Source organism: Nordella sp. HKS 07 (assembly GCF_011046735.1).
Taxonomy (GTDB): domain Bacteria; phylum Pseudomonadota; class Alphaproteobacteria; order Rhizobiales; family Aestuariivirgaceae; genus Taklimakanibacter.
In genome coordinates, this window is record NZ_CP049258.1 from 6,997,717 (window position 1) to 7,018,993 (window position 21,277).

Sequence of the window (21,277 nt, forward strand, 5' to 3'; positions counted from 1 at the left end):
GCTTATCCCACCCGAACTCATTTAGTGTCTAATTTAGTGTCTTACATCCGGCCAGTGTCGAAAGGCGGGTGCGAAGCATGGAAATTGTTGAACTGCAGCTCGGCCTGCACCAGCGCGACGCCGAGACGTACACGGTCGAACTCCGCATCAGCAGGCCGGATAGCGACGCCGACACGCGGGTGAGCTCGCGTTTTCCTGTCGGCGATATCGATCTCGAAGCCATTCGCCGGCAGAAATTCAACGTCGAGGCCCTCGGGCACCTGCTAGCCGAGTGTCTGTTTAAGGATGACAAGCTGCGTACCGCTTTCGCCGAGGCGCGCGCCGTCGCAGACGCCGGCAATGCAACGCTGCGGCTGCGGCTTTTCGTCGGCCCTAGCGCGCCGGAGTTGCACGTATTGTTTTGGGAAGCCCTCCGCAGTCTGGACGATGGCCAGCCGCTTTTTACCGGCGAGCGCATTCTCTTCTCGCGCTATCTCAGCAGCGCCGACTGGCGGCCGGTGCGTCGCCGTCCAAAGGCCGCTCTGCGTGGACTGATTGTCATCGCCAATCCAACCGACGTGGAAACCTATCGTCCCGGCGGTCGCGCCTTGGCATCTCTCGACGTCGCGGCGGAGTTGGCTCGCGCTAAAGCGGGGCTCGAAGGTGTCGAGTGCGCAGTGCTCGCCTCCGGCGGACGCGCCACACTTGACGAGCTGGTGCATCAACTGCACGACGGGTGCGATGTCCTCTACATCGTCTGCCATGGCGCCTTTATCGAAAGCGAAGCCTGGCTCTGGTTGGAGGACGCTACGGGGAAGACGCGCCGGGTCGCTGCGAGCGAGCTGATCCAGCAGATGCGCGAGCTGCGCAACGTTCCGGCACTCGTCGTGCTGGCGTCGTGTCAGAGCGCCGGTAGCGGTGATGATGCGCGCACCTCCGACGCCGGCGCGCTCGCCGCACTCGGACCGGGACTGGCGGAGGCGGGTATCCCGGCTGTGCTGGCCATGCAGGGCGACGTGACAATCGCCACGATAGCCGAGTTCATGCCCGTATTCTTCCGTGAGCTGCAGCGCGACGGGCAGATCGACCGCGCGGTCGCGGTTGCGCGCGGCGCGATCCGCGACCGTGCCGACTGGTATGTGCCGGTCCTGTTCATGAGACTGCGCGGCGGCTCGCTCTGGTACAAGCCAGGATTTGAGGAAGGAGCGCATCTCGAGAACTGGCCGGCTGTGCTGCGCCAGATTCAAAGCCGCCAGTTGACTCCAATTCTCGGACCCGGCTTGACCGACTCGCTGCTCGGCTCGCGCCGCGAAATTGCACGGCGATGGGCGGAAACGTTCCATTTTCCAATGGCGCCACACAATCGGGAGGACCTGCCGCAGGTCGCGGAATTTCTCGCGGTGAATCAGAAAGCCAAGATGTTTCCGCAGAACGAGTTGATCAACTACCTGCGCGCCGATCTGCTGGCGCGTTATCACGACGACCTGCCGGAAGAACTTCGCGAACGGAAAACGGACGAACTGCCCACCGATCACCTCGGCAAGCTGATTTCGACGATCGGCTCCCAGCGCCGGAAGCGCATTCCAGCGGAGCCATTCGCCGTGCTGGCCCGGCTCCCAATCCCGATCTATGTGACGGCGGCGCAGAACGACCTCATCTACGATGCGCTGCGCGAGGCCGGCAAGGAACCTCGCGTCGACCTCTGCCGTTGGCACGACGGTCTTATCGAACTTCCGACAATCGAGCCGGATTTCCGGCCGGATCCGCAGCATCCGCTCGTCTATCATTTGTTCGGGCGTCTGGATCAGCCCGAGTCGCTCGTGTTCACCGAGGATAACTATTTCGACTTTCTGATCGGGATAAAGAAGAACAAGGACCTCATCCCCGCAATGGTCAAGCGCGCGCTTGCGGATACCGGCCTCGCCTTTCTGGGTTTCCAGCTCGACGACTGGAACTTCCGGGTGATGTTTCGTGCCATCATGGACCAGGAAGGAGGGCGGGGACGGCGATCGATGTATGCGCATATCGCGGCGCAGATCGATCCCGAGGAGGGACGGATTCTCGAGCCGAAGCGCGCCCGCGCTTATCTCGAGAGCTACTTCACCGAGTCGGCAATCAGCATCTACTGGGGTAGTCCCGACGACTTTGCACGCGATCTCCTCAAGCGCTGGGAGGCGTCCACATGACACCCGGCGACCATCCCCGCCCGGCGCCGTTTGTCGGGCCTCGCCCGTACAAGCTCGGCGAGCAGCTCTTCGGCCGTGGTCGCGAGCGACTTGAGCTGCTTGATCTCCTGATCGCGGAACGGATCGTCCTTCTCTATTCGGCATCCGGCGCAGGCAAGACATCGCTCATACAGGCGGCACTGGCGCCCGCCCTGCGTAATGAGGCTTTCACGGTGCCGACGTTCGCGCGCGTCACATTCGAGCAAGCGATGGGCGTGTCGGAGCCGGCCAACCGCTACGTCTTTGCCGTGCTGCTTTCGCTCGAGGAGAGCCAGCCGAAGGAACGGCAGTGCCCGCTCGCCGCGCTCACGCAAATGACGCTTGCGGATTATCTGGACGCGCGCTGGGCCGAGCCGGCCGGCGGAATGGTCCTGATCATCGATCAGTTCGAGGAAATTCTGACCATCGATCCGACCGACTTGGACGAAAAGAGGGAGTTCTTCGCGCAACTCGGCGCAGCACTGCGCAGCCGACACCGGTGGGCGCTGCTCTCGATGCGCGAAGAGCACCTGGCCGGACTCGATCCCTATCGAAACATGATCCCTACTCGGCTCGCCTCGACATTCCGCCTGGAGCTCCTCAACGAGCAGCAGGCACGCCAGATCATGCAGGAAGCTTCTGCGCAGGCTGGCGTCGTGTTCACCGATGGTGCGGCGCGCAAGCTCGTCGACGACCTTCGCCGCGTTCAAGTCCAGCGGTCAGGCGGTGCGCTCGAGGAGCAGCTCGGTCCGACCGTCGAGCCGACGCAGCTTCAGGTCGTCTGCTTGCGGCTGTGGAGCAAGCTTGGGCCTGATCAGGCGACGATAGAGGAGGATGATGTCGAAGCAATCGGCAGCGCTGATACGGCTTTGGCCGACTACTTCGCGGAGACCGTCGAGCGCCTGGGAAGCCGCGAGCGGTTCGTGCGCGACTGGATCGAAGACGAGTTGATCACGCCGCAGGGGCTTCGCAATCAAATCCTGAAAGAGGCAGCGTTGCGAGGCGGGAAGGTGGATACCCAGGCGATTTCGCTCCTGGACGAAAGGCATCTGCTGCGGGAGGAACGGCGGCGCGGAATTGGTTGGCTTGAGCTGACCCATGACCGACTGGTCCAGCCGATCCGCACCGACAATGCCAGTTGGCGCGACGCGCATCTCACCCCGTTTCAGCGCCAGGCCCTGCTGTGGGACAGGCAAGGACGTCCCCACCATCTCGAATTGCGCGGCGCGACCCTTAGGACCGCGGAGTATTGGGCGGAGGAGCACGATAGTGAGCTTACGTCCTCGGAGCGGGATTTCCTCGCAGCCTGCGTGGGCAGTCGGCGCCGAATGCGGAACAGGCGCCTCATCCCCGCGATGGCCGTGGGGCTGGCGATACTGGCTGTCGTGTTGTTCGAGGGCTATCGGCGTTTGTTGGAGGCGCAACCCTGGGGAAACTGGACCGATCTCAGGACCGGTGAACCGCACGAACTGGGCGGCGATTTCATCGCGATTGGACGCAGCCAACCCGGCTTTGAGAAACTCTTCAAGAGCCAGATCTATCTGGAACCGACCGTCGTCTCTCGATGGCACCTTGTGGTCTCGCGAGGTCTCCAGGCCTTCGACATGCGAAGCCTCAACGGCACCACCATCAATGGCCGATTCCTGCAGTACGGCCATGATCGCAGCATCGTGGACGGAGACCTGATTGCAATCGCCGGTTATGCTGTTTTTCGCTTCTCGACGATCGAGCGCTCTTACTTTCCGTTCTTTCGACCGCCGGCGCCAAGATATCCATCCTTGCCGGATGGAACGTGGGCGATTTTGCTGGACGGTGGGTCCGGAAGGACCATACCCCTCGTTGACGGCGCCAGCTACCTTGGCAAAGATGAAAACGGCGGAATTTCTCTTGCGAGCGCGGAAGTCAGCGGAAGCATATTGAAGATCGCGCCATCCACCGAACCGTTCCAGATGGACCTCCAAACCCTCGATTCAGACGGCGACGATCAGCTCTTCGGTATGTTCAAGTACGAGGACAGGACCTATCTAGCAGTCGGGATTCCGTCCGGCGTGCGCGTGAGCGAGTTTTTCAAGGACGTCCCAGGGACCGAATACGCCTCCAAGATGACGTTTTGCTTCGGCCAGCGCTCGCAGGGAGAGTCTACGACGATGCATGGTTCGAAGATCCAGCTCGTCACAATCCAATCCGATGACGAACCGCGCTGTACGTTGGGGCCATTTCAAATCGTCGACTTGCGCTAGACAAAGGACGCTGAGTGCGTCCGAACCGTGCCAGACGAGTTCAGTCTGGCGTCGTCAGCACCGCTTCCCAGAATACGTGCCCCAGCGCGGGGTGGGCCACGTCGTTATGTGCGCCGGACAGTCCGCCCCCCGTCTTGATAACGGTGTCTGCATTTACGTTGTACAAGCCGCCGCTTTCGAATTTATAGCTGTGGTCGAGATCCGTACTGATTGAGCGGGACATCGCGCCGCGCTCCACTCCCTGCAGCCCGAACGTTCCTATTGCGCCATAAATCGGGAGCTGCTGGACTGGCAGCGCAGTTCCATAATCCGACTGCCGCAACAGCCCCGCCGCTTTGGGGTACAACATGCCGACCGCGCGATCGAACTTCGAAGTGGTGACGACGAGAGCGCCGCGTACGCAGCGGCGGTCCACAATCGGGCGGAAATATCCCCCCATGTCAGGCTTCCCCGGCAGCTCCTTGGCGTATGACCAGAGCGACATTGCCCCTTGCACAAGGAACACGGACGATACCACCGCCCCTTCGCCGGCGGCACCCCGCAGCATAGCGGACGAGACAATGCAGCCGAAGCTGTGGCCCATGAGATGGATGCGTAGACCGTCTCGCGCTTGAAGAAGTTGACGCAGCAGCTGGTGACCTCCCGTTTCGCCGACGAGACGCGCCCGCTTTTTCATCGTCCAGAATGAGAGTTGGCGTAGTGGCGACAATAGTCCTCCCATCAATCCACCAGAATACGAAAGCGCCTCGTCGGTGTCTCGCCAATCCTCGTAAGATCGCTGGGGATCTGTGGGCTCGCGGTCGCCGTCGGGGGAACCCGCCACGCCGTCTGCGCCGAGGCCGGCCTCGCGTTCCAGCGTGCGGTAGGCATCAACGACCTCGGCTGGGAGCACGTCCGGCTCGATGTCCTCTTGCGCCGCCCGGAAGAGGAGGCGCAGAGCTGTCCGCGCCGCGTCGGAGTCCGCAATGCGGTCGCCCCACTGCCTGACGAATTGTTCCTCCCCGCCGATCGGCTCCGCTGCGTAGGAGCCGTCGGCCATCTTCTCGTCGCCCCAAGGCAGGCTCGGCCAGTGAAAGCCGATGAGTAACGGAGCGAAGTCCGGCCAACGTTCCCGGACGCGCTTCCGATCCTGTTGGCAGGCGGCCATCGCTGTACTCCAGCGATCATACTGGTCGATCGCCGCTGGCACGTCACCCTTCCAGCCGTGGCTCATCACGAAGACGTCCGTAATGCCGCGGCTAACGTCTCGTACGATGTCGACAACCTGGTTGGACAGATATTTGCCGTTCTCGGGACGCTCTCGGCCCTCCTTGTCGTAGCAGATGAGGTGATATTCGAGGCCTGCGGCGGGCACTTGTTGCAGTGGCATGGCGGTCTCCTGCTTATCATCAGGCCGCACGCACGGCGTCTGAGCGCTCGCCGATCTCGGCGAGCAGTTCCTTGCTCCGCCGGAACGTCGGGCTGATCTGGTCTTCGAACGCGATTTTCCTGGCGATCGCATCAGGCACGTTGCCCTGGCGGAGCAGCTTGTTGATGGTTTCCACCTCCCCGTCCATCGTTTCAAGGAACGTGGTCAAGTGGCGGATGATATCGTCGTCCAGGTGGGTCAAACGGTTGAGGTCTTGTTCCACTTGGGCAAACTGGTCATTTGGAAGGGCACCCTTGAACAGGTTCATCATGGCCGGTTCCGTAAGATCTTTGACCCTGCCGCATCTGGTTCTCTCCTCCCTCCAGCTCTTTTTGTCATAGTAGTCCTTGAACTCCTGCAGGAACGCTTCGAACTGCTTCGGGAACGTTGCGGGGTCGCTGCCCGTCCTCCGGAAACCGCTTGTCACGCCGACGAGCACCTTGTGGCTCTTCTCGAGCTCTGCGATGAGGGCGGTCATGGCGCCAATTGCTTCTTGGCCGGCTCGTTCCTGCTCGCCGAAGGCGCGCGCCGCCCCAGCCGCTCGCACCACCCGACTGGATATGCCGAGATAATCGGTGTCCACCCGCGCAGGCGCGAAGTCGAGCAACTGGCAATCGCGCATTCGTGCAAAAAGCACGGGCAATCCCCAATCAATATTGTCTCGCACTACCGCGCGCGCTTCGTTCACCGCCCGGTCGAGCACGCCATGGGCGAAGAGACGCCTGTAGAAATGCGCGCAGAAGGCGCGCGCCGTGTCCACGCTCACCGCCTCTCTCATCGCGAGTACCGCATCAACGCGTTCGCGCGCCAGCAGCGAGCCTAGCGAGACAAACCCTGCCGCGGCGCTGGCCGTAGCCGACTCGCAGGCTGAGAACACCACTAGGCGCGGTGGCATTGCCGCCCCGCGGACGGCGTCGACCAACAAAGCCGCCTCTATGATGTCCGGGTCACCGTTGTCCTTCTCGAGCACCAGCGCCGACCCGGCCGGGCCTGAAGTTCCGTGACATAGCACGTGCACCATTGCGGGCCCCCGAGTGAACGCCTCGCGCAACGCCGCGAGGGTGGGTCGGACATTAACATCGCTGGAAAGCTCCTCCACGCGGACCTGGCCTCTCGCGCTCGCTTCGATTGCAGCACGGATTGAATCGCGTTCGGCGGCCGGGATCGCAGGCAGTCGCGCCTTGGCCAGGTTCGCCGGAGACGCAAAGACCAGAAGAAGGGTAACGGGGCGCTCGACAATCGGCGTCGCCATTTTCCAATCGGTCACCGGCACGTAGCGCGAGAACGGCCGATCGGCAGCCGAGCCTATCGGGGCCCAGGCACCATTTTCGCGAATGCACAAGCGCTCCCAGTGCATCGCCTCGAGTGGCGGGTCTTCCAGTCTGAGCCGCAGCCGCCAGCGCGCTCCTTTCGCGTCGAGAGCCGTGCGCAGGTCGGCCAGCTGCTCGCCCAACTGAGTTCCCTCGAAGAGTTGCTTGCCTAACATTTCGCCATAGGCATGCGGACTGGTTACGAGCGCTGAAAGCTCTTTGGAGGCCAATGGCACCCGGACCCGCGGGAAGTCTTGCCGCACCCCGGATACTGTGAGTTCCACCGGCGTTCCCTGCTCGTCGGCGGGGAAGAGCCGGAGCTCGACCGCGACATACTCCCCTTCAGGGTCGGCGACGGTCAGCCCCGCCTGTTGTCCAAACATCAGCATCGGTCGGCCTCCCTCTTCCCCAATCCGAACTCATCGTGATCTGGATTTCATACGAGCAAGCGCGCCGCCGGATCGCCGATCACCACGTAGTTGGTAGCATCGGTCTGGGCGAGCCACAGACCCGCGACCTCCTCGTCGTTCTGCTTGCCAAACCGTCGATCCTTCAAGGCAGCCGCCAGCTCGAACGCGATATCATTGCAGCGCGTATGCAGGACATCGACCGCGGCGCCGACGCGACCTCCATCGGCGAGCTTGAGCATCACGTCTTCGAAGGCACCGGTCTGCGTCCCGGCACCGGGCCAGAGGAACGAGGACGACCACGCGCGGTCAACATGCCCGACCACCGCCATCGCGCCAGCGGCGAGCATCCGCTCGCTAAGACGCGAAACGAAGGGAGCGCTTGCGAGTTCGATTCGTGGGGCACCCGGTGTCCACCGGAACTCGTCGTATTGCGGCGTACCTGCGCCGAAGCAGGCGAAGAGAAAAATCATCATGCCGCGCAGGTTCACGCCCGGCGCCAACTCGTTCGCGGCAAAGTATTCGTCGGGCGTCATTTCGCGATCATCAGTCGCTGGGCCCGGCCATTCCTGTGTTACTATAGCCCCCTGCCGTTCCCGCTGCTGCGGATCGTCCGGCGCGCATGAGAGTCCGTGCGTCGCTGAAAACAAAAGCGAGGGCGGTTCCGCGCCACTCAGCACTTTCGCCAGCGCGGACTTGGTGGCGTCCTTCTGAAGGTACCGATCGATGCGCCACGTGTCGCGCTTTTTCGTCAGCGTGTCGGCGAGCGGCATGGCCAAACGTTTTGCGCTGCGGCGTGTGTTCACATCCGCCGGATTACTTGTGGCGAAGAATACCGCTCGACGCGGCGCTGGCTGCGCCACCTCCTCGTGCTCAACGAGTTGCTCGGCGTACCGTTCCAGGTCGTCCAGCGCATCGAAGTCCAAGCGTCCGACGGCGTGTCGCGAGTCGAGCGCGCATTGCAGTTCAAAGGGTATTTCGTGGGGCGACCCGGCAAGCAGCAGATAGTACGGGACTTTTTCTACCGGTACCGGCCCCGCCGCCGCGCCGTGCCTATTCAAGAACTTGCGTCCCGACTCTCCCGGCTGCCAGCCGCTAGTTCCAATAAACTCGCGGTAGAGCGCGCCCGATTCCTCACGGCGCCGCATGAGCAGACGATCCAGCCTCGCCTTCTTGTCATTGACGCGCGGATCATCGGCGGCAAAGACGATGCCCCAGCCACACTCATCAAGCGCGTTCTCATTGACCTCGTACCCTACCCCGAGGTGTGCCTTCCGGCGGTGCAGCGCGTCGGCGATGACGTCCAGATCCGCCTGCGACAGCGGGCGCCCTTCAGCAATCGCGCAAAGAATTTCGGGGGAGAGTGGCTGTGTGGCGCACTTCCCCGTGCGCGGGTCAATCCCGTTCACCAGCGCGTCGAACGTGCTGTCGTCGCCGTCATTGTCCGAATGCGAATTCGTCATGATTTCCCCATAATTTTCACCGCCGACGCGGCGTCTTGGGATTCCAACCGGCCAGATACCCCATTCAAGACAGCGATCATGCTTCCATGACCCCTCGCGAAAAGCGCTCGCGGCCCACAAGAGGAGAAACAGAGCGCTCCAGCTGTTCTATGCCGCCACGGCAGCCGCCAACCAAAGTATCGAGGATCGAACGAGCGATCTCCGGGCGCACCTCTCCTAGCGTGATGTTAACACCTGGAGACCTCGCGGTCATGCCGGAAATGGTTTCGGCCTGAGCCGATCAATCGCCTGAGGATCTCGGTGAACAACTCGCCGCAGCGCCATTTCGGCTAACTAAAACACGTCGAGTGGAGTCATCGCGATGGTGGGCGGGCCGATCTTCGCGCAAAATGCAGATCGGCCGCTGGAAGGTCTTCTCGACCTGTCGCGAGTCATTCGGGAAATTCTGCCTTTATCACCGCAAGGACGGCAGGATCGTCACGGAGCGTGACGACGTTCTCAACGCCTCTCGATATGCGCTGACGACGAAGCACCTCGTCAAGCCTGCTTTATCCAAAGATTGACCGGCTTCTCTGACGCTCAATCGGGCGCCCCCAATATTCCTCGGGCCCTAAGTCGAGCGCTTCGCACAGGTCAACCTCAAGGTTCTGGTCTGCACCTTCGCCCGATTCCAGTCGCCGTATCAGATCAGCGTATTTGCTTATGGTTCTCCTCCTTTGATTTTCCGGGCGGGGTTGTCTCGCCGGGAAGGGCGCGGGCGGCTTGCATGGCGACCTCACGCGCCAGCGCTATCCTTTGTCAACCTCGGTGAATGTGGCGTAGGATGCCTACTCGCCAGAGTTCCGGCGCTGTCAGGACTTTCTCTCGGTATCCATGTGGGTAACCATGGTAATACGCCCAATTGGAATAGTTGTTTCATTGCTGCTATTGCTTGCCGGATGCGGCGGGCCATCCTCTTTGGATCCAATTTCCAATTCCAAAACTCCAAAGTACGGAGCAATTGCAATATCAAAGCGGACTCTCCAGTCGGGTATGTCTTGGAACGATAGCTCTCGCGAAGAGGCGGAGACCAAAGCTCTGAGGGCGTGTGGCCAGTATTCGAACGATTGTCGGATTATCGTATTTGTAAGAAATGGATGTGCCGCACTGGCAATCGGACAGGGTGGTTGGGGGAGCGCCTGGGCACCCTCGCTAGATGTGGCTGAAGCGAAAGCCACCTCATTTTGCCGACAGAACGCAAAGGCCTGCAAAGTAGATACAGCGAAATTTTGTTCCGGCACTTAGAGCGCGAGCGCGCAGCTTCGCGTGTTTTGACATCGGGAACGAGAATCAGCCCCAGTCCCGAAAAGAGCTTGAAAGACCCATTCTTCTTGTTCGTCATGTCACCGGTCCTGCAGCCGTGCGGTGCACAAAAACGCCGGAACAGAAGCGGAAAACCACTTCACGGATTTTTTACGGATTCGGACACGGTTTCGCGTAATGTTCTCGGTCTGGCACGTTTTTTGGCGCCTTGGGCACGAAACGAGCCCGAGCGCGAAAAGCCCTTGAATACGTGGACCTTCAATGTCATACGGAGCCCCGGCGCTGCCGTAGCTCAGTGGTAGAGCACTCCCTTGGTAAGGGAGAGGTCGAGAGTTCAATCCTCTCTGGCAGCACCATTCCAATCCATTGATTCGGCTCAACTAATTGAAAATATTAGTGTGTTGGCCATCGCTCTGGTACACAGAGGTGGCACACATGAGAATTACTATTTCCGGCGCGTGAAAACATCCCCAGACGGGTTCCTATTTTCTCAGGCGGCGAGTGCCCGTCGATTTGAGCAAAACCGCGCAAGGATCGAAACCAACCCATAGTGCACGGTCTCAGGACGCGTCGGTGAACGCTCACTGAGGGTACACCCGGACAAGACACGTCTTGCGTCCATGCTGCTTCGGTGGAACTCTGTGGCATGGGGTACGTTGGGCGTCGCATGCCGTGGGTCAATGCAATCGCCGCTGCTGGGGTGCTCGCGTGTCTGGCGCTGGCACCACCCGCTGCAGCAAAAAGCATGTGGAACAGTGACAAGCTTTTCACCGAGTGCAGTCGGTCAAGCCCTCGCTGTGCGTCCTATCTTGCCGCAGTTGTTGATACAGCAAATGAGGCTGCGGTGATTGCCACACAAAAAAATTGGCGATCTGCCTCCCTCCCAGAGCAAAGGTGGAGAAGCTCCGAAAAGTTGTCTTGAAGGAGTTGGAGGTACAACCACAAGCGCGCGCAAGCTCGGCTGCCTCCATTGCTTTGAGGGCTCTCAAGAGAAAGTGGCCGTGCCCCACCCACCTCGGGGTGGGCCGATAGGGGTCACCGGGCGCGCGCCGGGCCACTCCCCTGTCAATCCCGGCCTGAGAAATTTCCGCCAATTTTGGAAGCTTGCCCGGCAGCATCCGTTTTCCCACATAAATCAATAATTTGACCCAGTTCATGCTGTGACTGAGCCACGCCTTTCCCACGCGGAAGTTGGCCTGGCTGTCGCCGCCCTGTCGTCCGGACTATATAGGCGGCCATGCACGAAGGACACGGACATGGTTCCCTGAAGGCCGGCTCGGCCGCCGGCCGGCATAAAAGCCGGCTCGCCTGGGCATTCGCATTGACGGGAACCTATATGGTCGCCGAGGTAGTGGGCGGTCTCCTGACCGGCAGCCTCGCCCTCCTCGCCGACGCGGCGCATATGCTGACCGATGCCGGAGGCCTTGCTCTGGCGCTCATCGCCATCCGTTTCGCCGAGCGCCCGGCCACGCCGCAGAAGACCTATGGCTATGTGCGCGCCGAGGTGCTGTCGGCGCTCGCCAATGCCGTCGTCCTGCTGCTGCTCACCATCTACATCCTCTACGAGGCCTATAAGCGCTTCTTCGAACCGCCCGAGATCCTGAGCGGGCCGATGCTCGCCGTCGCCCTCGTCGGCATGGCCGTCAACCTCGTTTCCATGCGCCTGCTGGCGGGCGGCTCAGCTGAGAGCCTCAATGTCCGCGGCGCCTATTTCGAGGTGCTGAGCGACTTTCTGGGGTCGATTGCCGTCGTCATCGCCGCCCTGATCGTCATGACGACCGGCTGGACGCTCGCCGATCCCATCGTCGGCGCCGCCATCGGCCTCTTCATCGTGCCAAGGACCTGGCGGCTTCTGAAAGATGCCGTCCATATTCTTCTGGAAGGCGTTCCCGCCGAAATCGACCTCACCTTGCTGGAGCGCGTGCTGAAAGAGATTCCAGGCGTCGCCGCTGTGCACGACCTGCATGTCTGGACGCTCACTTCGGGGCTTGATTCGATGAGCGGGCATATCGTTGTGGACGACATGCGGGAAGCCGGGCGTGTTCTGGCGGAAGCACGCAAGCTCATGAAAGAGAAATTCGGCCTCGACCACGTCACCATCCAGATCGAGGACGAGGCCCTGGCGGCAGCAGAGGCGAAGCTTCCCGTCTGAGCCGCCTGACCGGCCCATGCTCGCCTGTCCGAAGAGTTTGCGATAGCGTATGTCTCCTTGTCGAAACGAAGCGGGGACCTTCGCAATGAACGAGCCCGAGCGGACCGGATCTGTCCTTGATCCAATCGATCGTCTGTCAGAGATCATATTCGGACTTCTGATGGCGCTTTCCTTTACCGGCACCATGAGCGTCGCCGTGGCGGGAGGCGAAGAGGTCCGGACCGTGCTCATGGCGGCCCTTGGATGCAACATGGCATGGGGCATTGTGGACGCCGTGATGTTCGTCCTGACGACCGCCGCGGATCGGGCCAGGCGCTTCAATTTCATCGATTCCGTCCGCGCAGCGCCCGTGCCGGAGGCGCGTCGCATTCTGCTTCAGAACCTGCCCGAGGAGGTTCAGCAGATCACGTCCGAAACCGATGCGGAGTTGCTGCTCACGCGCATCAAGTCCTCGCCGGCGGGCAAGCACCGCAACATTGTCCGCCTCCAGGATTTCAGGGCCGCGATTTCGGTCTTCGGCCTGGTCGTCGCTTCGACGCTCCCGCCCAGCATACCTTTCCTGTTTATCGACCATCTGCCCGCCGCCATGCGCATGTCGAACGCGATCGCGCTGGTGATGCTCTTCCTCATCGGCGCCCGACTCGGCAAATACATGGGCAGAAGCCCGTGGCCGATGGCGCTGGCCATGACGGCGATCGGCGCCGTCCTGGTGGCCGTCACCATCGCGTTAGGAGGTTAGACGCGAGGCGGCAAAATATAGAGGGTCATTGCGAAGATCAGATACACCATGAGCAGCAACACGCCGACGAACCATGCCGAGCGCCCGCTACTGGTCATCAGGAAAGCAGTTATCGTCGAAATGAGCACCATGACCACCGCCCCTGGCCAGAATTGCAGGTCCATCGGCGACGGACCGATGACATAGCTGAGCAGCACCAGAACCGGGGCGACAAAAAGCGCGATCTGTGATGCGCTGCCAAGCGCGATGCCGACACTCAGATCGAGGTGGTTCTTGCGCGCACCGGAAAACGCCGAAGCCATCTCGGCGGCGCCGCCGACCAACGCCACCACGATGAACCCCACGAATGCCGGGGTCATGCCGAAGGTCTCGGCCGCCTGCTGCACCGACTCGACGAATATTTCGCTGACCAGTGCGACCAGCACGGTGACGCCGGCCAGCACCGACAGTCCCAGGCTCAATGGCCATATCGCTTCACCGGGCTCCCCGTGCTCCACGCCGCCGAAGAACTCCCGATGCGACTTGAGTGAGAAGACCAGGCCCAATGCATAGGTGGAGATCAGCAGGACCGACAGGGCCACACTCAATTTTCCCGTGAATTCCGATCCGGATGTGGACTCTGCATCAAAGACCGCCGAGGGCGTCATGATCGCGATTGTGGCAATGAACAGGAGGCTGGTCTGGAGGCGGGCGCTGGTCCGGTTGTATTGCTGCACATGGTGCTTGAGGCCGCCGAGCAGGAACGACGCGCCCAGCATGAACAACGTATTCGTGACAATCGCTCCGGCATGGAGGCTTTCACGAGAGTGTGCTGGCCGGCATGCAACGCGGTCAATGCGATGACCAGTTCCGTCAGATTTCCCAGCGAAGCGTTGAGAAGGCCGCCGACAGTATCGCCGGTCTTGGATGCCACCGACTCGGTCGCGGAACTCAGCAGCGTGGCCAGGGGCACGATCGCCAATACCGACAGCACAAACAGCAGCGTATGGGCTTCCGGTCTCAGTTGATTTGCGACGAATACCACCGGCACGAAGGCCAACAGCCAGAGGATGGGGTTGCCACGGATTTCCTTGAGGAGGAGGGCCATGGGAATATGATCAGGTGAATTGCGGCAGTGGTAACGTGGGCGGCTGACGGCGCAAAGCGGACCCCTCCTCGTAGACGGGCGACAATTCTCCGGCCCGCTATTGCCTATCCCCCGCCCATAGCATCGGCCATGGCCAAACCATCCGTCAAGACTACCGGCAGCCTCCTGCCCGATCAGGTCGGTGTCACATGCACCGCAATGCCGGCGAGCCAGCTTTCCAGTCCCAGAACATCGAATACCGACCCATCGCGATTCCACAGGACCATGTCGGTTTCGGTCGGCCGCTCGGCCACGGGCGCGCGCGGAATTGCACCCAAGGCCAGCCGCCCGGCGCCGCCGCCCTCGGTGAGGCGCTTGATCGAGCCGACGAATTCATGGCCGACCAGCGGGACCTGCGTAATGGCCACGCCCAGCCGGTCCGCCGCGAGCAGCTGGCGGAATGCGCTCACCACCTGCCCCCGGCCGAAACGGTTGATCTCGTCGAACACCGCCACCGCCAGCGAGGAATCGAACGACAGGCCGCGACGCCACAGATGCGTGTTGCCGACCAGCGCCCATACATCGTCGACGACGACAACGGTCGAGGCCATGCGGACATGCGAATAAGGCCCGGCGCCGGGAGAGAACACCGCGACGCGGTCACCATTGTCCTTGACCAGGCGCGCCAGTGCCTGCTGCCAGAGCTCGTTGCGAACCCAGGTGAGAGGCTGCGGCGTGCCCGGCAACAGCGCGCGCGGCACGCACAGCGCCACTTGCAGTCCGGGCCGCGCCCCCAGCCGGGCAATCAACGTATCGAGCCAGGCGAGATTGGCGCCGTCGGCGTCGACGGACTCGCCGTCGATGGCCGGCGTCTCGATATAGATAAGCCGTTCGGCACGGCCGATGGCGGCGTTAAGTGCGAACAGCGCCTCCTGCCGGCCCAGCGCGTTGAGAATGCGGCGGCACACCGCGCGCAGGGCCGCGTTCGCGTTTCCGACGGCGCCGACCGGCGGCAGGTTGGGCAAGGCCGCGGCGACATTATCATAGGCGTCGAACAGCGTGCCGTCGGCAAGGTCGAGCGCATCGAACACCAGGGGCTCGCCCTCGACGCCGCGCGCCACGGTCTTGAGCACCGCCGCCCACTGCGCCGGAGCGTTGATCGCCTGCGCCGGCAGCGGATTGCTGCCGGCATCGCTGGCGAGTGCCGGGGTGCCGGCGAACAGGCGGTCGCGCATCACATCGGCGATGTCGGTGATGGCACCACCGGTGATCTGGACGCCGGCGCCGTGTACTTCCCTGCCGCCAGGTGCCGTGGGATTGCCCGCCAGTGCCGGCAGCAGCTCGTGCCAGGATGCCAGCGCCGGCGCGCTGCCCACCACGCCAATGTTCACCGCGCCGGCGCCGGCACCCGCATTGAGCAGGCCGACCAGTTCCAGCCGCTCCTGAGTCGGCAGCGGAGCGCCGGGCGTGCCGACGCTCAATATGCCGTTGCGCGGCTGAATCTGAACCTGCGGCGTGAAGCCGGTCGCGGTGGCTACTGCGGCATTGAAGGGATTTGTGTTGCCGGGCGCCTGATTGACGAAGGCCGGCGAGGTGACGGAAATCACGTCATTGGCGCTCAACGTCTTGGCCAGCGGGCCATTGTCGAACCACTGGAGCGGTACAGTGGCGCGATTGATGGCGGTGAAGCTGTCCAGCGCATTATTGGTGCCTGGTACCCGCACCACCAGCGTCGAGCCCGAGCGGAACGCGCCCTGCGGCACGACCGCGGGGCCGAATTCCACACCCTGGTCGCAGTCCAGCACCAGCGCGCTCGCGCCCAGCTGGGTGGCGATATTGGCGAAGGTGACTGCGTTGCCGGCAACTGGCGCCGGACGCGTAATGCGCTGGTCGGCATAGATCGTGGGGGGATTGCCGCCATCATAGAGCATCACATCGACGCCCAATTGCACGCTGCCATCCGTCTGGCCGGGCGGCAGCGTGACGACGACATGAGCAATGATCTCTGGGCCGGTCGTTGCCGCCGAGCCGAAACGTCCGGCGCCGCCCGGCTGCGCTTCGCGCCGGCCCGTATCCAGATTGATCTTCTGCGGATAAATGCGTACCCACGTCCCGTTCAGCGCGTTGGCGCCCTGGAGCGTGAGTCGGATGACGACTTGCTGACTACCGGCTGTGTCGTCCAACGCGGCGCCACCACCAGTGAGCGCAAAACACTCGAGCGCCGGCAGCGCCGTCGGCAGCGGTAGCGGTATCGGAAGCGGTGCCGGCAAGGGCGGCGGCGGGGCCGGCGCGTTCGGCAGGTTCTCGACGACGCGGCCGCCCCAGTCATGGTCATAGGCGGGCGCAATCAGCGTCACCGGATTGACACCGTCGGGAAGCGCATTGAACGCAGTCGCCACAGTGTCGATCGTGGGCTGCAAGGCCACCGTGCTGCGCGTCACGTTGATGCGTGTGCTGACGCGGTTCTGGTCAGACGACTGCCGTTCGGCCGGCGTGCCCCTGTTGTCGCTCGGTCCCCGCACAATGCCGCAGACGAAGGATTCGATATCCACCGCCGCGACCTCGACGAAGTCGCGCGTCAGGGTGAGTTGGCCGCCACCATGCGCAGGCAGTGTGACGGGACCGCCGCCCCACAGATTGAGCGGCCCGCCTGCCGGTGCCGCGCGATAGTTGCCTATCGGCAGCAGCGCCGCCCGCGGAATGGGCACCGTATCGGGGGCGGTGCCGGTGGGTGCGACCGTGAAGCTGATGCCGGCACCCTGCGTCTGCGATGCCGTGAACAAGCTCGCATTGGTGCCGATCTGGGTGGCGTTCGCCGGCGGCAGCGTCAGCCGGCCCTGGAGATTGGTGTCGATCTGTCCGCGATGCGGGTTGACGATCAGGACTCCCAGATGCGGCGCCACCACGCAGGTGCGCTGCGTATCGTTTTCGGCCCAGATGTTCGACGCATTGCCGTTCCACGGCGCCACACTGCCGCCGGCGATGGCAGCCCACCAAGCCGCCACGGCGCCGGGATCGATGGCCTGGCCGTCGGCATCGAAGGCCCAGACCTGAACCGCGAGGCCATCCGGAAAATTGGCCAGGACCTGGCGCGTCAAATTCAAGATCTGCCCAGGCCGCTTCAGGTCGCTCATCGGCAACGGCCCGTTGGCGAGCGTGCCGCTGCCGGGGTCCACCAGGCCGAAAGCCGTGGGGGCATCACCGCCCAGCGGGTTGACGAAGTCGTTCAGCCGCGCCGGTGCCGCGTCGGGATATTCGATGGCGATGGCGCGCACGCGGGCGCGGGAGCGCAGGAGTGCGGCGTTTCCCACACCATCCGGGCGCGGCAGCATGGCGGTCAGCACCTCAAGGCGTTCCTCCACCTCCGGCAACAGCTTGAACAAGGCGACCAACATGTTGTCGGCGAAAGCCGGCGCACCTGTTGCATCTGTCAGCCCGCTGAGCACAGACGGACGGGTCGGCGTGCTGACCGCCAGAGTGAGCGTGCCCCCGGCAGGCGCCCACCAGGCGGTGACGGTGTTGCCGCCACTCGCGGCGAAGGTATGTGGGACGGCCAATGTCGATACGGGCGCAGCCAGCGAAAGACTGGCATCATCGAACCAAGCGCCCAGTGCCGGCGATGCGAGGCCGAGCGCTGCGGGAGCGGGGTTGAGGTTGGCCATGGATGCTCCTAGCGCCTCCTCGTCAGCTCGGCATAGGCGCTCGCCCGGCCCAAGGGATCACTCAGCAGCACGCGATAGCGCGTACCGGGCAGCGAGTTCGGGTCGTCGACATGGAAAAACCCTCTGCCGTTCGGGTTACGCCCGCCCTCGCCCGGCGGCGCGTCGGCGGCCACGCTGGCAAACCAGGCTTCAGGCTCGCCCGGTGCGCTGCGATAGACATCGAACAGGTAGCGCCCGGCGTGGCGGCCGAGCAAGGCGTCCGGGTGCTTCCAGCGCAACAGCATTCCCGCCGTGGCGAAGCTCAGATTCATCGCTGCCGGTGGCGCGTCGGAATGCAGCACCAATACGGCCACGGGCAGTGCCGCGGGCGACCAGTCGCCCGTGAACAGCGGCACCCCATCCAACCCGGAGCCGGGTTCGGGTGCGGCGCGCACATCGGCGCGGAAGTGGTAGCGCATCCAGATGCGGATATCCGCCGGCAACACCTCGTCATAGTCGCCGACGACGGCCTTGTCCGGCGTGCCGGGCGCCGGATCGCCCACCAGTAACACTGTGTGCATTTGCGACTGGCCGGGCATAGCGGGCGCGGCGAGCGCTCCGGCCGCGACTTGCGGCATGCGGCGGACATCCCGCGTCTCCTCGGTGCTGCGGAACAAGCGATAGTCGACTGCCGCACGCAAACCTGCCGGCACGGTGATGCGCACGCGGATGCCCGGCACGAATCGACCGTCGGCCAACGGCACGTCCAGAGAAGCGAGCTCCAGCGTCGGACGGCCGGGAACGGGTGAATTGGGCACCGCCACGGGCAGCAGAGCGGCGTCTTCGAATGGTGCCTCGACATTGGTGCCGGCGAGCGCAACTACGCGGTAGAAGGTCAGGCCCGCCAGCGAAGCCGAGAGCGCATGCTCAAAGCGCGCGGTGCCGCCCGACGCCTCGACCGGAGTGTCGCTGAGTAGTTCGAAGTTGTTGCGCGCAAACAACGACCGCACATCGGCCGCGCGCAGTCGGCCGGCGCGGTCGGGGGCGCTGAGGCTGGCGAGTTCGCCCAGCAGTTCGTCCTCGCCAAGGTCCTCGAGCTGCGTCCTGAGCGTGGTTTCATGCGCGACATAGACGCGAAAGCGGCTCTGCCCCGCCAGCACCGGCCAGACGATCTCCGCCCTACAATGCCCGGTAGCATCGGCGCGTGAAGCATATTGCAGCCCCGGCGTCATCACCACCTGCGGCGGCGCGCGCAGGTCGTAGCAGTTCACCGCCACTGCCTGCGACTCGGGCGATGACTGCCCCGCTGTGTCGATCCAGACGGCGCTGACCAAGACAGTGCGCATGGCCGTCGGCGCGAGCGGCGGGCCGGGGCGCTCGCGCACCACGGTGGGCTCGCTGCCCGGCGGGGGGCTCGCCACCTCGACACCATCGAAGAGGATGCGCGCCCGCGCCAGCAAATGTCCGCCGGGGGGAAGACTGGAGGGCACAGGCACCGCGACCGACACGCGAATGGTGCCGGCGAGCGGGGCGTCGGTCGGCGGGTCCGGCGGCGCTGCGGGCGTGAAGCTCGCTTCGATGACCGGCCGCGGCGGCGGCGGGCGCAGGCCGGCGGCGAGTTCACCGGTGGCCCAGGCACTCCAGCGCCCAAAGGCGTTGCTCTGCGCCAGCCGATAATCGGCCGCGATCGGAGGGGCGTCACGGTCGCCAAGCAAACCATGGCCTGGTTCATCGGCGCTGGCGGGCACCCCCGGGCCGATGGCCGTGCGCCAGCCCTGCTCCGCCGGGTTCAGCGGCAGCCAGAGCGGCAGCGCGTCGGATCGGCGCGCCAAGGCCAGGCCCGTGCCGGGAACCAGTCCCGACAGCTCTATCGCGGCGCGCCGGCGCGCCTCTGGCGCCGTTCCGGGCAACCAGGGCGGATCACCCGCGGCGATGGCGTCGATCACCGGGGCCGGTGGCGAGTCTGGCATCGGATCCTCCGCCAGCACGACCAGCGTTGTATAGAGTCGGGCCACCGGCCCCAGCGGGCCTTCAGGGGCGACGAGGCCGCGCGATTTGAGGTCGGCCGCCAGTGCGCGTTCGGTCGTGAAGATCCTCGTATCCGCGGGCACCGGCCAGAAGATGTCGGTGCGCCCCTCCAGCAGCCGTTCGGACTCGTCGAGCGGCTGCACAACGCCGTACTCGCCGTCGCGCTCCTCCACTTCCCAGTACCCCAGCACATGATAGACGAGCCCGTTATCGGGAAGCGCGGTCGTCTTGCCGAAAGGCGGGAAGTCGTCCCATGTCATCAGGCCGACGAAGCGGGCTATGCTCGCCTCCTGCGCCGCAGCCATCACGCCGGCGAGCAGCGGGCGCGACATCGAGCTCGGCACTGGCAGCAGCGCACCGTTCTGCTCGATCGCGTCCTCGCTCCTCACATCGATCTGGCGAAGGGTCGCGTCCATGAGCGTTTGCAGATCGGTCACCAGATCGGTGGCCAGGGCTTCCATACGCTCACCTTCCTGTGTGTCCGTCCACAGCGGGGCGGCAAAGGGGTCGGCCACCCAAGGCACCTCCTGAAGGGCGCGGCGCGTGGCGGCGACCCGTGTGGCCTGGCCCAAAGCGAAAGCGTACGCGTCGGCCGCGATGGCCTGGTAGCGCGTGGCCTGCTGCACCGGCAAATGGAGACGCGCGATGGCGTTATCGATGTTCTCCGGCAGATCGCGCACGCTGATCCAGCGCGCAAGATCGATGCGGCCGCTGCCGCTCACCGTGACGCGCTCGATGGGCGTGGCCGAGACGACCCATGGCGGGGCCGAGCGCGACGCCACGCAGGCCCAGCCGCGCGGCGTCATCACTTCTGCTTCCAGCTTGAGTCCGGGGAAATTCGCAACCACGTCCCCCGTGGGCGTGGCGCGTCTTCGGCGCGTTGCCATAGCGCTACGCGGCGCCGGCCGCGGAACACCCGGCAGGCCGCCGCCGATGGAAACCGCGCCCTCCACGCCGAACCAGCCGCACACGCCTTCGCTCGCTGGCGGCAGATATCCGTGCACCGGGTTGCCGTTTGTCACATCGAAGGGCGGCGTGAGGATTTCGCCCTTGCTGCTGACCCAAGTCACCTCTGTGCGCCAGGACGGCTCTTCGAATGGCAGGCGGTAGACCAGCAGCGGCGCGATCGGCAGCCCCAGCGTTATCGCGGGATGAAGCCGCAGGTGATAGCCGTCGCGCGCATGCGAGTCGCCCTTGGCCAGGATCCCCTGGGCCGCCAGCAGCGCGCGTGGTGCGAAGCCCTTCATAACAGCTCCTGATAAACGATGCGCGGCACCGCGCGCATCGCGCGCGTGCCGCTACGGGTGACGAGCCGGTCGAGCACTTGCACGGCCAATG

General features: G+C 63.9%; 11 protein-coding genes, 1 tRNA gene and 2 pseudogenes. 8 read left to right on the top strand and 6 right to left on the bottom strand.

What is annotated here, in order from left to right; translation table 11 throughout:
• Positions 1-77: 77 nt before the first annotated feature.
• Together G5V57_RS33145 and G5V57_RS33150 are read left to right on the top strand one after the other, a co-directional pair.
• Positions 78-2,165, top strand: a complete 2,088-nt coding sequence (locus tag G5V57_RS33145; RefSeq protein WP_165173417.1) for a CHAT domain-containing protein — start codon at positions 78-80, stop codon at positions 2,163-2,165.
• Complete coding sequence (locus G5V57_RS33150) at positions 2,162-4,423, top strand: FHA domain-containing protein (protein ID WP_165173419.1); 2,262 nt, start codon at positions 2,162-2,164, stop codon at positions 4,421-4,423. The genes G5V57_RS33145 and G5V57_RS33150 overlap by 4 nt, the downstream gene beginning before the upstream one ends.
• Positions 4,424-4,463: 40 nt before the next feature.
• Here the strand turns inward: G5V57_RS33150 and G5V57_RS33155 are convergent, their stop codons facing one another.
• Genes G5V57_RS33155 through G5V57_RS33165 form a run of 3 tightly spaced genes read right to left on the bottom strand, consistent with a single transcriptional unit; the run spans position 4,464 to position 9,011 of the window.
• Positions 4,464-5,792, bottom strand: coding sequence for a hypothetical protein (locus G5V57_RS33155; protein ID WP_165173421.1), 1,329 nt, complete (start codon positions 5,790-5,792; stop codon positions 4,464-4,466).
• Between the two features lie 19 nt (positions 5,793-5,811).
• The gene (locus tag G5V57_RS33160) at positions 5,812-7,530 is read right to left on the bottom strand and encodes a CHAT domain-containing protein (RefSeq protein ID WP_165173423.1); all 1,719 of its coding nucleotides are present in this window, start codon (positions 7,528-7,530) and stop codon (positions 5,812-5,814) included.
• Between the two features lie 47 nt (positions 7,531-7,577).
• A complete protein-coding gene (locus tag G5V57_RS33165; RefSeq protein WP_165173425.1) occupies positions 7,578-9,011 on the bottom strand; it encodes a hypothetical protein in 1,434 nt (477 codons plus the stop codon).
• Positions 9,012-9,394: 383 nt separating this feature from the next.
• On the opposite strand from G5V57_RS33165, the pseudogene G5V57_RS33170 reads away from it, so the two are divergent.
• The 6 genes and pseudogenes from G5V57_RS33170 to G5V57_RS33195 form a co-directional block, all read left to right on the top strand.
• Positions 9,395-9,574, top strand: a pseudogene (locus G5V57_RS33170) (DNA packaging protein); the annotation flags it as partial.
• A 322-nt stretch (positions 9,575-9,896) separates the two neighbouring features.
• Positions 9,897-10,295, top strand: coding sequence for a DUF4189 domain-containing protein (locus tag G5V57_RS35490; RefSeq protein ID WP_371744846.1), 399 nt, complete (start codon positions 9,897-9,899; stop codon positions 10,293-10,295).
• A gap of 299 nt (positions 10,296-10,594) precedes the next feature.
• Positions 10,595-10,669, top strand: a tRNA-Thr gene (locus tag G5V57_RS33180).
• Positions 10,670-11,177: 508 nt separating this feature from the next.
• Positions 11,178-11,345, top strand: coding sequence for a Rap1a/Tai family immunity protein (locus G5V57_RS35495; RefSeq protein ID WP_165173431.1), 168 nt, complete (start codon positions 11,178-11,180; stop codon positions 11,343-11,345).
• 205 nt (positions 11,346-11,550) lie between these two features.
• Complete coding sequence (locus G5V57_RS33190) at positions 11,551-12,465, top strand: cation diffusion facilitator family transporter (protein WP_165173433.1); 915 nt, start codon at positions 11,551-11,553, stop codon at positions 12,463-12,465.
• 160 nt (positions 12,466-12,625) lie between these two features.
• A complete protein-coding gene (locus G5V57_RS33195; RefSeq protein ID WP_165173435.1) occupies positions 12,626-13,204 on the top strand; it encodes a VIT1/CCC1 transporter family protein in 579 nt (192 codons plus the stop codon).
• On the opposite strand, the pseudogene cax reads toward G5V57_RS33195, so the two are convergent.
• The 3 genes and pseudogenes from cax to G5V57_RS33210 form a co-directional block, all read right to left on the bottom strand.
• Positions 13,201-14,291: pseudogene (cax, locus tag G5V57_RS33200) on the bottom strand (calcium/proton exchanger). The gene G5V57_RS33195 and the pseudogene cax sit on opposite strands and share 4 nt — an antisense overlap.
• Positions 14,292-14,464: 173 nt before the next feature.
• Positions 14,465-17,932 (bottom strand): hypothetical protein, encoded by a 3,468-nt coding sequence (locus tag G5V57_RS33205; RefSeq protein WP_165173437.1) that lies wholly within the window; start codon positions 17,930-17,932, stop codon positions 14,465-14,467.
• 8 nt (positions 17,933-17,940) lie between these two features.
• Positions 17,941-21,186, bottom strand: a complete 3,246-nt coding sequence (locus G5V57_RS33210) for a hypothetical protein (protein ID WP_165173439.1) — start codon at positions 21,184-21,186, stop codon at positions 17,941-17,943.
• Positions 21,187-21,277 lie beyond the last annotated feature (91 nt).